Origin of the sequence: Quyinboa ferrireducens (assembly GCF_042436675.1) — a bacterium.
In the GTDB taxonomy this organism is placed as follows: domain Bacteria; phylum Bacteroidota; class Bacteroidia; order Bacteroidales; family UBA5342; genus JBHJHP01.
On record NZ_JBHMVA010000001.1, the window covers coordinates 15,380 to 30,190 of the forward strand.

The 14,811-nt window shown below is 39.0% G+C and carries 14 protein-coding genes; 5 read left to right on the plus strand and 9 right to left on the minus strand.

What is annotated here, in order from left to right; all coding sequences use genetic code 11:
• Positions 1–3: 3 nt before the first annotated feature.
• Positions 4–2,328 (minus strand): TonB-dependent receptor, encoded by a 2,325-nt coding sequence (locus ACE01N_RS00075; protein WP_380583565.1) that lies wholly within the window; start codon positions 2,326–2,328, stop codon positions 4–6.
• Positions 2,325–2,687 carry a DUF4260 domain-containing protein gene (locus ACE01N_RS00080; RefSeq protein ID WP_380583567.1) on the minus strand — a complete coding sequence of 121 codons (363 nt, stop codon included), beginning with the start codon at positions 2,685–2,687 and terminating at the stop codon, positions 2,325–2,327. Before ACE01N_RS00080 ends, ACE01N_RS00075 begins: the two co-directional genes overlap by 4 nt.
• A gap of 458 nt (positions 2,688–3,145) precedes the next feature.
• Here ACE01N_RS00080 and ACE01N_RS00085 point away from each other — a divergent pair, with 458 nt between their 5' ends.
• On the plus strand, positions 3,146–3,271 hold the full coding sequence (locus ACE01N_RS00085; RefSeq protein ID WP_380583569.1) for a hypothetical protein: 126 nt from the start codon (positions 3,146–3,148) through the stop codon (positions 3,269–3,271).
• Positions 3,272–3,417: 146 nt separating this feature from the next.
• Here ACE01N_RS00085 and ACE01N_RS00090 read toward each other — a convergent pair whose 3' ends face one another.
• From ACE01N_RS00090 to pelA, 7 genes are all read right to left on the minus strand, one after another.
• Positions 3,418–4,578, minus strand: a complete 1,161-nt coding sequence (locus ACE01N_RS00090) for a helix-turn-helix domain-containing protein (protein WP_380583571.1) — start codon at positions 4,576–4,578, stop codon at positions 3,418–3,420.
• Positions 4,579–4,721: 143 nt separating this feature from the next.
• Positions 4,722–5,288, minus strand: a complete 567-nt coding sequence (locus ACE01N_RS00095) for a DUF7010 family protein (RefSeq protein ID WP_380583574.1) — start codon at positions 5,286–5,288, stop codon at positions 4,722–4,724.
• A 43-nt stretch (positions 5,289–5,331) separates the two neighbouring features.
• On the minus strand, positions 5,332–5,778 hold the full coding sequence (locus tag ACE01N_RS00100; RefSeq protein ID WP_380583576.1) for a DUF1330 domain-containing protein: 447 nt from the start codon (positions 5,776–5,778) through the stop codon (positions 5,332–5,334).
• 283 nt (positions 5,779–6,061) lie between these two features.
• Positions 6,062–6,691, minus strand: coding sequence for an NAD(P)H-dependent oxidoreductase (locus ACE01N_RS00105; protein WP_380583578.1), 630 nt, complete (start codon positions 6,689–6,691; stop codon positions 6,062–6,064).
• Positions 6,692–6,701: 10 nt separating this feature from the next.
• Positions 6,702–7,427 (minus strand): GNAT family N-acetyltransferase, encoded by a 726-nt coding sequence (locus ACE01N_RS00110; protein ID WP_380583580.1) that lies wholly within the window; start codon positions 7,425–7,427, stop codon positions 6,702–6,704.
• Between the two features lies 1 nt (position 7,428).
• Positions 7,429–7,878, minus strand: a complete 450-nt coding sequence (locus tag ACE01N_RS00115) for a DMT family transporter (protein WP_380583582.1) — start codon at positions 7,876–7,878, stop codon at positions 7,429–7,431.
• 179 nt (positions 7,879–8,057) lie between these two features.
• Positions 8,058–9,152: a pectate lyase gene (pelA, locus tag ACE01N_RS00120; protein ID WP_380583584.1), complete on the minus strand. Its 1,095-nt coding sequence runs from the start codon at positions 9,150–9,152 to the stop codon at positions 8,058–8,060.
• Between the two features lie 123 nt (positions 9,153–9,275).
• On the opposite strand from pelA, the gene fabD reads away from it, so the two are divergent.
• The 4 genes from fabD to ACE01N_RS00140 all read left to right on the plus strand — a co-directional run bounded on the left by fabD (position 9,276) and on the right by ACE01N_RS00140 (position 14,600).
• Positions 9,276–10,157, plus strand: a complete 882-nt coding sequence (gene fabD / locus ACE01N_RS00125; protein WP_380583586.1) for an ACP S-malonyltransferase — start codon at positions 9,276–9,278, stop codon at positions 10,155–10,157.
• A 145-nt stretch (positions 10,158–10,302) separates the two neighbouring features.
• Positions 10,303–11,136: an aldo/keto reductase gene (locus ACE01N_RS00130; RefSeq protein ID WP_380583588.1), complete on the plus strand. Its 834-nt coding sequence runs from the start codon at positions 10,303–10,305 to the stop codon at positions 11,134–11,136.
• A gap of 235 nt (positions 11,137–11,371) precedes the next feature.
• Positions 11,372–13,159 carry a translation elongation factor 4 gene (gene lepA / locus ACE01N_RS00135; RefSeq protein WP_380583590.1) on the plus strand — a complete coding sequence of 596 codons (1,788 nt, stop codon included), beginning with the start codon at positions 11,372–11,374 and terminating at the stop codon, positions 13,157–13,159.
• A 130-nt stretch (positions 13,160–13,289) separates the two neighbouring features.
• On the plus strand, positions 13,290–14,600 hold the full coding sequence (locus ACE01N_RS00140) for a sodium:proton antiporter (protein WP_380583592.1): 1,311 nt from the start codon (positions 13,290–13,292) through the stop codon (positions 14,598–14,600).
• Positions 14,601–14,811: the final 211 nt, after the last annotated feature.

A 14,811-nucleotide genomic window follows, 5' to 3' on the forward strand; every position in this document is an offset into this window, starting at 1 on the left:
GATTTAAAATTTAAAATTGTAAGTTACTGATGGTATCATTTGAAAAAGGGACAGTCGGACCGCTTCTGTTTGATTCGGATTGCTTTCGTTCTCCCTGAAAGTGATGGAAAATGCGTTTTTTCTGCCATAAACGTTATATACGGAAAAGTTCCAGCTTGATTCAAACCGCTTTTTCTTTTTGGGTGTGTAAGTTGCACCAATATCCATCCGGTGATAATCCGGCATCCGGTAAGCATTTCTTTTAGTGTAAACAGGAACCGTAAATTCATCTACCTGGTATTTTCCACTTGGAAATGTTACCGCATTTCCTGTATTAAAGACCCAGGTGGCAGACATGTTCCATTTTTTATTAAGCTGGTACATCCCAACAATTGAAATGTCATGCGTTCTGTCGTATTTGGCAGGATACCACTCCCCATTGTCAATGGCATCCATAGATTTTTCAGTCCTTGAAAGCGTATATCCTATCCATCCGGTTAATTTGCCTGTCCTCTTTTTCACGAAAAGCTCAAGGCCATAGGCTCTACCCTTACCGAAAATAAGCTGTGATTCCACATTCTTGTTAAGCAGGAGTTCTGCTCCGTTTTGATAATCGATCTGATTCTTGAGGTTCTTGTAATAAACTTCGACAGACGTTTCAAACATGTTATCTTTAAAATTTCTGAAAAACCCGAGAGCGAACTGATCTGCGATCTGCGGTTTTACATTTTTACTGCTTGGAATCCAGACATCAGTTGGAAGTGATGCAGAGGAGTTGGACAGCAAATGGACATACTGTGCGTTTCGTGAGTATGAGAGTTTGACAGAATTCCTGTTATTCAATCTAAAGTTGAATGTTGCACGCGGCTCCAGATTGCTGTAAAACTGAATGATGTCTCCTTTGGAATAAGCTTCCGCGCTGGTTATTTCATCTCTTTCGTTGTATGTATATACAGTATCGGGCCCAACTGATGCAAGACCGGAATACCTTAACCCGTAAGTAATATTTATATGATCGGAAATGCTTAATTCGTGTGAGACATATGCTGCCCCTTCGTAGGCTTGCTTTCTGCCCATGAATACTGAATTAAAGAGATCATTGTTTCCTGCATCTATTTCTCCGGGACGATACGTATGATGAATCGCATTAAATCCAAATTTCAGGGTATTATCTGTATTGATGTAACACTGAAAATCTTCTTTTACATTCATGTCCCTGATCCCGGAATTAATGTAAATCATATTATCGGAAAAATTATATCCGAAACCGTAATTATAGTTGCTGTATATAAGTGAACTATTGCTGAATAGTTTATTGTTGAAAACATGGTTCCAGCGTAGCGTTCCGGTCTGGTTGCCCCATTTCAAGGCAAAAAGGTCGTGTATATTAAAAACATCCCTTCCGAAATATCCTGACAGAAAAATGCGGTTATTATTGTCGATCCTGTAGTTTGCTTTCGCATTTAAATCGTAGAAATAGAGGTCTGTATTTTTTTGAGTCCGGCTTCGTGAAAATACCGTAAATATGTCGGCATAACTTCTGCGGCCTGATATAATAAAAGAGCTTTTATCTTTTACAATTGGAGCCTGAAGGGTTAACCTTGAAGATAAAAGTCCTAGTCCGCCTGAGGCTGTAAACTTTTTATAATTCCCGTCATTCATCTGAATATCCAGGATGGACGAGAGACGACCACCATAATTGGCAGGAGCATTACCTTTATAGAGCTCTACATCCTTAATGGCATCGGAATTGAAGACTGAGAAAAATCCCATTAAGTGTGATGCACTGTAAACCGTCGCTTCATCAAGAATGATAAGGTTCTGATCGACGCCTCCACCCCTTACATAAAAACCTGTGGTTCCTTCGGTGCCCGAACTTACACCAGGCAATAGCTGAATGGTTTTTAAAATGTCTTGTTCTCCAAGAAGCACAGGGATCATTTTAGCCTCTTTGGGAGATAGTTTCATGACTCCCATTTCAGCTTTTCTTATGTTCTTATCTGCCCCTTCACTCAGAATTACAACTTCATCTATTTGAGTTGATTTCATATGCATCTCAACATCGTTGTTAACATCTTCGGAAAGTTCTACCGGAATGGTAATGCTCTTGTAGCCAACATAGGAATATCTGAGATTGTAATCTCCTTTAGGCAAGGTGACGGAGTAAAAGCCGTAAAGGTTTGTTGTTGTCCCGGATCTAAGTTCCTCTACATAGATTGTTGATCCAATTAATCCTTCGCCTGTGTCCGCGTCTTTTAAAAATCCGCTTATAGTAACTTTCTCCTGCGAAAACCCCTGAAAAACAGGGATTAACAGAAACAGCAATTTTATAAGATTATATTTCTTCATTTTGAATAAAATTTATTGTTATTACTAAGATGTGTATGTTTAAAATCGTCTTTGAACTTTAATCCGTATCCAAAGATTCTGTCAAAAGAACTGTGTCCAAAGAGAATAGTACCTGCAAATGCGAGAGATGGCAGTGAGATCAGATAACCTGAAATGCCAAGGATTACTGCTAGAAATTTATAGTGAAACAGATTATATATAAATGCTCCGGTTCTGTTTCCGAAAAAGTATGCTAGCATGCTCAGATCTGGCACAAACAGGAACAGAATAAATATCCACCATTTATAACCAAGAAGGAGACTCAGATAAAATGAGAGCGCCAGCATGCTTGTTTCTTCAATTTGTAGTAAAAGTTTCATTCTATTGACTTATAATTTGTTATGGTGCAAATCTACAGACCCTGCCACCTGTGTTCGACGTTTTTAAGTAAGTCGGACGTTCGGATTTATGAAGTCGGACATCATCCATTTCTCTTTAGAAATAAAGTCCGGCCGCGACTTGCCATGCCTGTGTTCCTGTGAGATTTTTTTTTCTGCTAAGCATTTCATATCAATTATCACTAGTGTTTCACTTATTTGTACATCTTCAATTGAAGGACGCTGACAAAAGTAGAGGAGGTGAGTTTGGCAAAAGTTCGGAATAGCAATGCAGGTGTTCGGAATTATAATAGCGGGCCAAAATGTATGTATATGCTTATCTATAAAAATGATAAGGGCGCATGATTTTTCATGCGATTTTCAGGGTTGAATAAGTTAATGAAAGCCAACCTATTCTTTATCTGACAGGCTATTTAATGAAATAGTTAAATTTTGAAGCAATGAAAATTCCTGACAAAAATGCCGCTTATACCTTACCACATCACAATAAGCTGGTTTTTCAGAAAAAAATTATCCCAAACCCCAATTTTATTGTGGGGGATTATACATACAGTGATGATTTTTAAGACACACACAATTTTGAAAAGAACGTAAAATATCATTTTGATTTTTTTGGCAAAAAACTGATAAACAGGACGTTTTGCGTGACATGTCTTCAAAATTTCCTGCTCCGGTGTATTGAAGAGAAAAACAGGTAAAAGACAGTAAATATCTAGATAGTCGGGCTAACCATTTTTTGCTTGCGGTATTCGCTTGGGGTCAGACCTGTAAACTTTTTAAATGCCGTATTGAAAGATGATTTTGAATTAAAGCCACAATCCATTGCAATTCCCAGTAAAGAGTATGAGTCGGATTTTGGATCATCCAAACGTGATTTAATTTCTTCGATCCGGTGCCGGTTAATAAAATCGAAAAATGATTCACCATAAACCCGGCTGATTAATTCTGACAACTGATAAGGTTGAATGTTGATTTTTGAACTTAGTTCAGCTAAGGAGATATCATTTTCAATGTAGGCTTTATCCTTTTCTATAACCGTTGTCAGTAGTTTTGAATATTTCTTTATCTGATCATCGTTTAAAATAAATACGCTTCTCCCCTTCCCTTTTGAAACGGATGTGTTATCATCAGGATAGCCTTTGCTATCCATTGTATCTAACAGCTGAATGTTTTTAGTCCGCCAGGTGGAATATGCAAGCGCATAAATGATAATTCCCACAAAGAATCCGATAATGTTGTTTGAAACCGAAAAACTGTAGGAAAATTTATAACCGAGCATAAATGAAATCAATGCTACCAGCAACACAAACAGGAAGAAATAAAGGATCTTTTTTGCCTGTGACAGAGAGATCTTTTCAATATCAGAAAAGTTGTTTTTAATTTTTTTCTGATGATCTTTTACCAAAACCAGACTTATAACAACATAAATAGTAATGTAAAAGACCCGACCCAGTTGCATAATCAAAGCTTCTAATGGAACTTCGTTATTCAAAAAAATGTATTCAGCAAACTGAATTTTTTCTTCCCCGCTCTTCACATACAGAGGTATAAACGAAATGATATAGATGAAGAACGGGATGGCGTGAAACAGATAAAACCGTGGTAGCTTATTTTTTGTAAGCACAAAGATGTATACGTACAATAAAGGACCGTAAAGCAAAAATAAAGGATCCATAACATTAATAAGATGGGGAAAGGTTTTGTAATAACCTGTCATACCATAGATCCCACCTAAAAGGCTGATGGAAAGCACTAATGTTAATAATCCAAGAACTATGGGTTTGGTGTCTTTGGGCTTATTGTGTGCGATTAAATAAGTTAAGAATATGCCCTGTAAGGCAGCCGCAAAGTTTAATAGCACCAATATTTTCATTTGTTATAAAGGTTAATCCGGACTTATAAAAACTAACATAGTATGTGAGGAAATGTTTAATATAAAACATTGTACCCTAATTATTAATTGAAAAATATTTGTGCTAGAATTCATACGTTTTGACCGCAAAATAATATGCGCCACTATTCATCTGCCATTTCATAACTTTTCTTCCGGTTCAACAGGATAAAAATTGTAACCAGATAAATCAGAACAATTGAGAAAGGAATAGCAATAAACCGATATCCGGGTAGCAAGTACCACAAAACAAGAATAATGACTGTTCTGACAACAACATGAAAAATTCCGATCCAATGTTGAATGATCCACGAAAAGGGAAGCCACATTAGCCCGGTCAAAATTCCAATGGTCATAGGTAATGAAGTGTAATCGACAAGAAAAAAGGGAATGGCAATGGAATACACAAGAACCGATTGAAAGACACTGTACATAAAGAGTCTGTCAAATTCATTTTTGGGTTTCTGCTTGTCCAGAAAATTTTCGCCGGTAAACTTTGAAATAAACAGAGCAAGGTAAACAATGCTTCCGGTAGCAATAAATAATACCCAAACAGCTATGGATGGAGGAAAGAAGATTGCGGCAAGCCCTGAGGTCAACCAAGCTATTAATCCGGCCAGCGGTGTTGCTAAAAATTTTCGTTTTGAAAATTCCTTTCGTTGTTCTTCGAGTGTTCTTTTGAGTTGTTTCATTTTCTTTTCGATAACCTTCTGAAGATTAAACGCTTTGGAAAATTTATTGTTGAAAAATTAATTTTCCGGATTCTTTCGATTCCTCAACAGGGAGCAATCGTGAATCTTCCAATGCCGCTGTCCGGTGACCTATTCCCTTTTGATAATCTTTGTGTGATTCGAAATTCAGAAAACTTTCCACGTTTTTTTGTTTAATCAACATCACAAGGTCCCATCGTTCATCGCTGGGGCCAATGAGATATTTTCCTCCTTCTCCCAGAAACATAATTTCGCCACCTGATACTTTTAAAAAAGGTAAGGTATGGTCAATGTACAACTGATAAGCTTCTTTACCGCTGATTGGTTTCTCCGGTTCTAACTCAGGAGAGGCTGAATAGTCAGCCGTCTCACGAAAACGAAGCAGGTTAAGCATTACAACCGGACCTTTTATTCCTCTTAAAACAAAGTCACGCCCCGCTTCCTGCGATGGTGCTATATATATTTCTTTCATCTTCTGTTATGTGTGTGTTAGCTATTTTCTGAGGCAACCCTCAATATAAACCTGAATATTTTCGTTCTGTGTGATTTAAACTTTGCCCGACATCAGTAATATTCTGAAAAAAGTCTTTCCTACATATATAATTCATTTATTCAGGAAAAAATAATGCCGTAAAACTAAACATGGTCTGATAAACAAATGTTCGGAATTATAATTCCGAACAAAAATTGATCATTTTTTACTTTTAATCGCTATGTCTCCCAACATCTTTATAACAGAGATCCTAAGTAAAATGTTAAATCTCCATGAAAAGTGCTTCCAAAGGCTTCCGCACTTTTGCCTGTTTTTGGGATCTGTCATCATTATGTCTGTATCCAACCGTAGCAATGACGCAGGCATTTAACCCTTGCTGATCCAAACCAAGAATTGTGTTATACTTCTCAGGTTCAAAACCTTCCATCGGACAGGCATCGATCCTCAGTTCGGCACATGCCATTAACAGGTTTGCCAATGCAATATATGGTTGACGCTCAAGCCAGTTTGTCTTTTCAATATCGGTTTTTTCATTGAGTTTGGATACGATAAAATCTCCATAGCCTCTTATCTTTTCAATATCAATATTCCTTATTTCCGATGTCAGATGGATATGTGTTTCAATATCTGATGGTTCAACTTTTGAATAGTTGCAAAAGACAAACAAATGAGATGCATCTGTAATCTGGTTCTGATTCCACGACACCGGTTTCAGTTTTTGCCTTAACGCTTTATCTTCAATAATGAGTACTTTATATAATTGTAATCCATACGAGGAAACAGACAGCTGAATTGCTTTTTTAAGTTTTGCAATTTCTGATGATCCCACTTTTTTGTCAGGATCAAACTTTTTGGTGGCATATCGCCATTCCATGTTTTTTAGTAATTCCATAAAAATGTTTTTATATGTTATAATTGTACATTTTAAATTGGGTTAAAAATCCCAGTTTCTCATACATTGCACGGGCCATCTCTGAGGCCTGAAGGGTGACATATTTAAAGCCTTGTTCGTAAGACTGGTCAAGGATATGGTTCATAATTTCTTCGGCATAGCCTTTTCTTCTCATTTCAGGAATGATGCCCAAAGAATGTATCCCTGTTACCTCCTTCGTATGGCTGAAAACCATGCATGTTCCAACGGGTTGATTATTGTTGTAAGCCAGGAAATAATCAATATCGTTTGAGCTCAGCAAAAGTAGAATGTAGCTTATGTCATAGTTAAATGCCTTTTTGAACAAATCAGACCATAATACAGCCTGACTCTTATTCGCTACTTTTTCCAGTTTTATGGGTTTTGTTGTTTCGAAAGGCCTATCGACTTTCAGGGACATGCCAATTTGTTCTGAGGTTCTGACGAAACCATGTTTTTCGAATAATTTTAAAGCGCTATTTTCAAAGATGTCCCAGTATGCAATTTTTAGATTCACGCGGGAACCTGATATCAAAGCTTTTGCTTCCTGAAGATTTGTATCATTCACCTCACCATGAAACCATAATCTGTTTGGCCATTCAGAATAGTTTATTCCGCAATAGCTAAATCCTTTTTTCTGATAAAAAGCATTAGCCCTCTCTCCGACAATCTGCCAAAGACTTGTCAGGTTTTCAATATTTTCTCTTATTAAATCCATTTTATTTATTGTTTAGTAATACTATTCCAATAACCATTGCACATAACCCGACAATCCTCTTAATATCAAGAGGTTCTTCAGGGAGCCCGAACCAGGCAAAATGTCCGGCCAGAGAAGAAAAGAGAATTTGTCCGACCAGACCGGTGGAGATCATAGTAGAAATTCCAAGTTTGGGAATCGTATAATAATACAGACTGATCCCTAACACACTAAAAAGTGCACCGGTAAACCACAGGTAAAAGGGTATGGCTTTGACCTGCTGCATAGACGGAACTTGTTTTATACTAAAAAGTACAAGCAAAAAAGCAAACAGCGTACTGAAAAGGTATGCTACCAGAGACGCCAGCAACGGACTTTTTAGCAAGGATCCTAGTTGTGCATTTAATCCTCCCTGAACGGATAGAAATATCCCTCCTGTTAACGCAAAAAATATGATTGTAAAATGATTCATAGCCACATCTTTTATATCAGCAATTTTAAACTGACCATTTAAATTCTTCACAAAACTACGTCGGCAGGAAGCTATGAATCGACAGGTTTAAGGAAATCGAACGTATGGATTTGGAAAGTCGGACGAATCAACTTTCATTAGTTTGACAAAAAAGAAGATTATTGAAAGAAAAAACTATTTTATTCCGTCCATGCCTTGTATGCCTCAAGGACTTTTTCAGGCCAAAAGCCGTACCAGTCGTAACCGATACGGCGGTCGAATGAAATCTCACTTAAATTGTAAACTACAGTGCCGTCGCGAAAGCAGAGAAATGGTTTTCCGTTTGTTAGATCGTAATACCTGGCCCAAACAGGTTTGGCGTTCTTATCCGGGACAAACTCACGATCAAAATCCACCGTTGTTTCATGATAAGACCGTTCCGGAATTTCTATGGTGGCATAGCGGTACCCTGTAATTCTTGCCTTTTTGAACCACTTTACGGCAGATTCAATCGCATCTTTGGTGGCCTGATCCGGATCTTTAATCCGCATTAGAAACAGGACAATATCACTGCTTTCACGGGCCGTGATAGATGGCAGTTCGTAACTTCTGCCCTGAACCGGTTCATACATTACCGGATCATGCTGCTGACACCAGGCCGTTTTTGTGCCATCCAGTTTTATCTGGCAATTCAGGATCACCTTAAGTCCTTTATCATACGCTTCGAGCAAAGAATCACGCAGTTCATTGCCAATCCATGAATAAATATCGCGTTCCTCTTTTACATCCAGCAAGAGGTTCATGATGCCGGTCATCACATCATCGTTAAAGGTTATGGCATCGGCATCCCAGCCCCGCCAGCCACCTTTGGGATATTGTGTGTTCAGAATATAATGCAACCCTTTTTCTGCTCCTGTTTTGTATTTATCATTGTCTGAATAGTGATAAACACTTGCCAGGTACTCAATTTGCGGGAAGGTATTCCGGTTGTCATACGTGCTTTCACGATAATGATCCGATAAGGCATTGATCACGGAATCTCTGTCCAGCTTTGCCAGCCAGTCGATATTCTTGGGCCAACCTCCATCTTTATTCTGATAACGCAATAAATTATCCGCAATACCAATAACATCAGCGGAGTCATAGCGTTCCTGTGTTCTGATTTCGCTGTAAAGATTCCAGTGATGAATGCCATCTTCAAACTTTGAAAGATCGATATATGGGAGTGATTTTTCTTGTTTTCCGGCACATCCGATCAGAAAAATGACCGATAAGAATAGTAGTGGCTTAAACATGCAACATTAATAAATTGGTTGAAGGTATAAAGATAGTAAATGACGATAAAAAGGTAAATGTCATGTATTTATTTCTACCATAAAGTTTTTATATCTTTGCGGCGCAAATTAAAATTATAGACAATGAAAGCATTTGTATTTCCGGGACAGGGTGCCCAGTTTGTAGGAATGGGGAAAGACCTGTACGACAATTACGAAATTGCAAAAGAGTTATTCGAAAAAGCCAACGATATTCTGGGATTCCGAATCACCGATCTGATGTTTGAAGGAACCATGGATGACCTGAAACAAACAAAGGTTACCCAGCCGGCTATCTTTTTACACTCAACGATTCTGGCGAAAGTAATGGGAGAAAAATTCATACCTGAAATGGTTGCCGGTCACTCTTTGGGCGAATTTTCTGCCCTGGTGGCTGCCGGAGCCCTGACATTTGAAGACGGATTGACCCTGGTTTCGAAACGTGCCATGGCCATGCAGAAAGCCTGCGAAGTTGAACCGTCAACCATGGCAGCCATTGTTGGAATGGATGATGAAACCGTGGAAGCTGTTTGCGAAACAACCGAAGGTATTGTGGTCGCTGCCAACTACAACTGTCCTGGTCAGCTGGTGATTTCCGGTTCTGTAGAAGCCGTTAATGCTGCCTGCGAAACCCTGAAAGAAAAAGGTGCCAAACGCGCATTGGTCTTACCGGTTGGAGGTGCTTTCCATTCACCACTAATGGAGCCTGCCCGTGAAGAACTGGCAGAGGCCATTAAAACAACAACAATAAATGTCCCGGTTTGTCCGATTTACCAGAATGTGGATGCCAAACCGCAGACTGATCCGTCAGTGATCAAGGAAAACCTGATTGCACAGTTGACAGGTGCTGTAAAATGGACACAGACCGTTCAGAATATGATTGCCGACGGTGCCACTTCCTTTACAGAGGTTGGTCCGGGTAAAGTATTGCAGGGACTGGTTAAAAAAGTTGACCGCGAAATGGAAACTGCCAGCGCAGAAATCTGAAACATTTAAAAGATATATGTAAAAGCCGTTCCGTTTGGAGCGGCTTTTTTCGTAGCTTTGTTAACCTTTGAACAAAGTGGGATCTGACTCATTATAAAATCAGGTTGTCTTATATCATATATCTTTTATCTTAAGTCTTAAAAATATGAACATTACAGATTTAGCAGGAACAGTAACATTGAATAACGGAGTAGAAATGCCCTATCTGGGACTTGGCGTTTACCTTACCAAAGACGGAGAGGAAGTTGAAACGGCTGTATTTTCAGCTCTTGAAGCAGGTTACAGGCATATTGATACCGCTTCGTTTTACCATAATGAAACCGGCGTAGGAAATGCAATAGCTAAGTCTGATGTTGACCGCAAAGATATTTTTGTCACCACAAAAGTCTGGAATTCGGATCAGGGTTATGAAAAAACGTTGAAAGCGTTTGAAGTTAGTCTGAAAAAACTGCAACTGGATTACCTGGATTTGTATTTGGTTCACTGGCCTGTAAAAGGAAAATTTACAGATACATGGAGAGCATTTGAAAAGCTATATAAAGAAGGTTTAATTCGTGCCATCGGGGTCAGCAATTTTCATGAAGTGCATTTAACAGAATTATTAAAAATGGCCGAAGTCATTCCGGCAGTGAACCAGGTGGAATTTCATCCGTATCTTGTTCAGCAATCGTTGGTGGATTTCTGCAAATCAAAAGGTATACAGCACGAAGCCTGGAGTCCGCTGATGCAGGGAGGTGTTCTGGATGTGATGCTGTTAAACGAGATTGGTAAAAAATACGATAAGTCTCCTGTTCAGGTAACCCTGCGCTGGAACCTTCAACGTGGCACAGTAACGATTCCAAAATCTGTGCACCCCGAAAGGATCAGACAAAATGCGGATATTTTTGATTTTGAACTCAGCGAAGAAGAAATGAGGGCTATTAATGCGCTTGACCGTAACCAGCGTGTTGGGCCCGATCCGGAAAATTTTAACTTTTAATCCGTATTGTTCTGGTTTTAGGAGGCTAAACTTTTCCAAAGTTTTGAACTTTGGAAAAGCTTACAAAAACATTACATCTTATTTTATATGCAGACGCGTAGAAACAGCGTTTAAAATTTTAACGAATGCACGGTTGAGATGATAAACAGGAGTGAGCCCAAATCCTTAACGCTACTGCATTCATAAATTGCGATTTATATATATATTTGCATTCCAAAACAGGAAAATAATTTTAATGGATCATATACGTAACTTTTGCATCATTGCACACATCGACCATGGGAAAAGTACACTGGCCGACAGGTTACTTGAACGGACTCATACTGTAACGGGTAAAGCTTTGCAGGAACAGGTTCTTGACAGTATGGATTTGGAGAGAGAAAGGGGAATTACCATTAAAAGTCATGCCATCCAGATGGACTATGAGCTGGAAGGTAAAAAGTATAAACTGAACCTTATCGACACTCCGGGACATGTGGATTTTTCATATGAAGTATCGCGGTCGATCGCTGCCTGCGAAGGTGCGTTGCTGATCATCGATGCCACACAGGGTATTCAGGCGCAGACCATATCAAACTTATACCTGGCCCTGGAACACGACCTGGAAATTATTCCGGTGATGAATAAAATGGATCTGCCCAATGCCATGCCCGAGGAGGTAGAAGAAGAAATCGTTGAACTGCTTGGCGTGGATCCTGAGGATATAATCCGGGCAAGTGGTAAAACTGGGCAGGGTGTGGATGAGATACTGGAAGCTATTGTGCATCGTATTAAACCTCCCGTGGGTGATCCCGAAGCACCGTTACAGGCCTTGATTTTTGACTCTGTATTTAACTCTTTCAGAGGCATCATTGCCTATTTTAAAATTGTGAACGGAGAGATTAAGACAGGTGATCTGGTGAAGTTTGTGAATACCGGCAAGGAATATTATGCCGATGAGATAGGTGTGTTACGGCTTTCCATGCAACCCCGCGATGTACTTAGAACAGGTGATGTGGGCTATATCATTTCCGGAATTAAAACGTCACGCGAGGTAAAAGTGGGCGATACCATCACCCATGTAAAAAGAAAATGTGATAAGGCCATTTCCGGTTTCGAAGAAGTAAAACCCATGGTATTTGCGGGTGTTTACCCTATTGATTCTGATGACTACGAGGATCTGCGGGCAGCAGTGGAAAAGCTGCAGCTGAATGATGCATCTCTTACGTTTGAACCGGAATCTTCTGCAGCGCTTGGTTTTGGCTTCCGTTGCGGATTTCTGGGACTGCTTCACATGGAGATCATACAGGAGCGTCTGGACCGGGAATACGATATGAACGTGATTACTACGGTACCGAACGTATTGTATAAGGTTTATACCAAGCAGGGCGAAGCAAAGGATGTTTACACACCAAGTGAACTGCCGGATCCAACACATATTGAACGGATTGAAGAACCATTTATCAGGGCAACCATATTAACACATCCCGATTATTTTGGCCAGATTATGACGCTTTGCCTGAATAAACGGGCCGAACTGAAAAAACAGGACTTTCATACAGCACACCGCGTGGAACTCCAGTTTGATATGCCGTTGGGAGAGATCGTATTTGATTTCTACGACAAACTGAAAAGTGTATCCAAAGGATATGCCTCATTCGATTATTACACTATTGGATATAAACCTTCGAAACTCATCAAGCTTGATATCCTGCTGAATGGTGAATCGGTGGATGCCTTATCTGCACTGCTTCATGTGGATAATGCCTATAACATGGGACGGAGAATGTGTGAGAAGTTAAAGGAACTGATTCCAAGACAACAGTTTGATATTGCGATTCAGGCTGCTATCGGGTCAAAAATCATAGCCCGCGAAACAGTAAAAGCTGTAAGGAAGGATGTGACGGCTAAATGTTACGGAGGTGATATAACCCGTAAACGCAAGTTGCTTGAAAAACAGAAAAAGGGAAAGAAAAAGATGAAGCAGATCGGAAACGTAGAAGTGCCGCAGAAAGCTTTCCTTGCTGTTTTAAAACTTGACTAAGTTCATATAGTTAGTCAGTATTGTTTCTGAAAATTATATATATCTCCCGGCAATTTTTGCTGTACGGTATTTAATAATTTTATATTTTAGGCTCAATTATAAAGCATCTAGTAATCTAAAAAATCTATCTATGGAACATGGAGTTATCGAAAGTATGCCGCTGTGGTTGTCAATTCCTTTTGTGGTCATGCTTCTTTTTATCGCAATTGGTCCCTTGCTGTTCGAACACTGGTGGGAGCAGAATAAAAACAAACTGATCGTTTCGCTGGCACTGGGAATTCCGGTTGTCTTAATTATGGCGTCAAGAGGTTTATTGCTCAATGTTGAACACCAGATTCTTTTTGATTACGTTCCTTTTATTGTTTTGCTGGGAGCGTTGTTTGTTATAACCGGAGGAATTCATCTTGAAGGTGATATAGAGGCAAAACCCTCTATAAATACATTATTCCTTGCAATCGGAGGCATTCTTGCATCCTTTATGGGAACAACCGGGGCTGCAATGTTGCTTATCAGGCCAATCATCAAGACCAATATTGAAAGAAAATATAAAGTTCATACAATATTATTTTTTATTGCGATTGTCGCTAATGCCGGTGGTATGCTAACACCGCTTGGGGACCCGCCTTTGTTTTTGCTTTATTTACGGGGAGCACCGTTCCAGTGGTTCTTTAGCCTAGCACCTCAATGGGCTTTTGTTGTAGCTGTTTTGCTGGCTATTTACTATTTTACGGATAAATATTATCACAAAAAAGAAACTCCAAAGGCAATAAAACAGGATCACGAACATATTGAGCCGATTAAACTGAAAGGAAATATAAATTTTCTGTTCTTATTGGGCGTTATTCTTTCTGTCGCCTTATTAAACGAACATTACATTCATAAAATACACGAAAATCATTATCATGGATTTATCCGGGAAGGAGTTATTTTGTTAATGGCAGTTTTGTCGTTGATATTTACAGACAAAAAAATGCGTTACGAATCCAATAAATTCACCTGGGCCCCGATTCTTGAGGTCGCATTTCTGTTTCTCGGTATCTTTATAACAATGGTACCTGCATTAATGTATCTGGAACAAAATGCTCAATCCTTTGGACTGACGAAGTCGTATCAGTTTTATTATGCGACAGGGATATTAAGCTCATTTCTTGATAATGCTCCAACTGCCGTTTCGTTCCACAACCTTGCATTAGGTTTAGTTGGTGATCCGAATGCGCCCGGCCTTGTCGCACATATATCAGAAGTAATGTTGAAAGCAATTAGTTTGGGTGCTGTATTTTTTGGCGCTATGACATACATCGGTAATGGACCAAACTTTATGGTTAAAGCAATTGCTGAAGAAAATAAAATTGAAATGCCTAGTTTCTTTGGGTATATTCTGAAATTTTCGTTGATTGTATTGCTGCCGGTTTATATCGTCACACAACTTATATTTTTATAGATTAGCAAATGCATATTTTCGTCCATTGGTTTCATGGTTCAATTGATGTATTTAAAAGGCGTTCAGGAGAATTTTGAACCTTGCCAAATACTAAAAAATGCCTTACAGCAGAAAGCGTAATAAAAAAAAGGTTGATAATATGTTAATTCACTAAAATTTGTATCTTCGTACCCTTGTTTTAAAAAACCCATTTGTATAATAAAAATAAGAA

Coding starts and splice junctions, on each gene's coding strand:
- ACE01N_RS00140 (WP_380583592.1), top strand. CDS start 13,290: ATGGAACATGGAGTTATCGAAAGTATGCCGCTGTGGTTGTCAATTCCT.
- ACE01N_RS00095 (WP_380583574.1), bottom strand. CDS start 5,288: ATGAAACAACTCAAAAGAACACTCGAAGAACAACGAAAGGAATTTTCA.
- ACE01N_RS00085 (WP_380583569.1), top strand. CDS start 3,146: ATGAAAATTCCTGACAAAAATGCCGCTTATACCTTACCACATCACAAT.
- fabD (WP_380583586.1), top strand. CDS start 9,276: ATGAAAGCATTTGTATTTCCGGGACAGGGTGCCCAGTTTGTAGGAATG.
- ACE01N_RS00105 (WP_380583578.1), bottom strand. CDS start 6,691: ATGGAATTACTAAAAAACATGGAATGGCGATATGCCACCAAAAAGTTT.
- ACE01N_RS00080 (WP_380583567.1), bottom strand. CDS start 2,687: ATGAAACTTTTACTACAAATTGAAGAAACAAGCATGCTGGCGCTCTCA.
- ACE01N_RS00090 (WP_380583571.1), bottom strand. CDS start 4,578: ATGAAAATATTGGTGCTATTAAACTTTGCGGCTGCCTTACAGGGCATA.
- lepA (WP_380583590.1), top strand. CDS start 11,372: ATGGATCATATACGTAACTTTTGCATCATTGCACACATCGACCATGGG.
- ACE01N_RS00075 (WP_380583565.1), bottom strand. CDS start 2,328: ATGAAGAAATATAATCTTATAAAATTGCTGTTTCTGTTAATCCCTGTT.
- ACE01N_RS00130 (WP_380583588.1), top strand. CDS start 10,303: ATGAACATTACAGATTTAGCAGGAACAGTAACATTGAATAACGGAGTA.
- pelA (WP_380583584.1), bottom strand. CDS start 9,152: ATGTTTAAGCCACTACTATTCTTATCGGTCATTTTTCTGATCGGATGT.
- ACE01N_RS00115 (WP_380583582.1), bottom strand. CDS start 7,878: ATGAATCATTTTACAATCATATTTTTTGCGTTAACAGGAGGGATATTT.
- ACE01N_RS00100 (WP_380583576.1), bottom strand. CDS start 5,778: ATGAAAGAAATATATATAGCACCATCGCAGGAAGCGGGGCGTGACTTT.
- ACE01N_RS00110 (WP_380583580.1), bottom strand. CDS start 7,427: ATGGATTTAATAAGAGAAAATATTGAAAACCTGACAAGTCTTTGGCAG.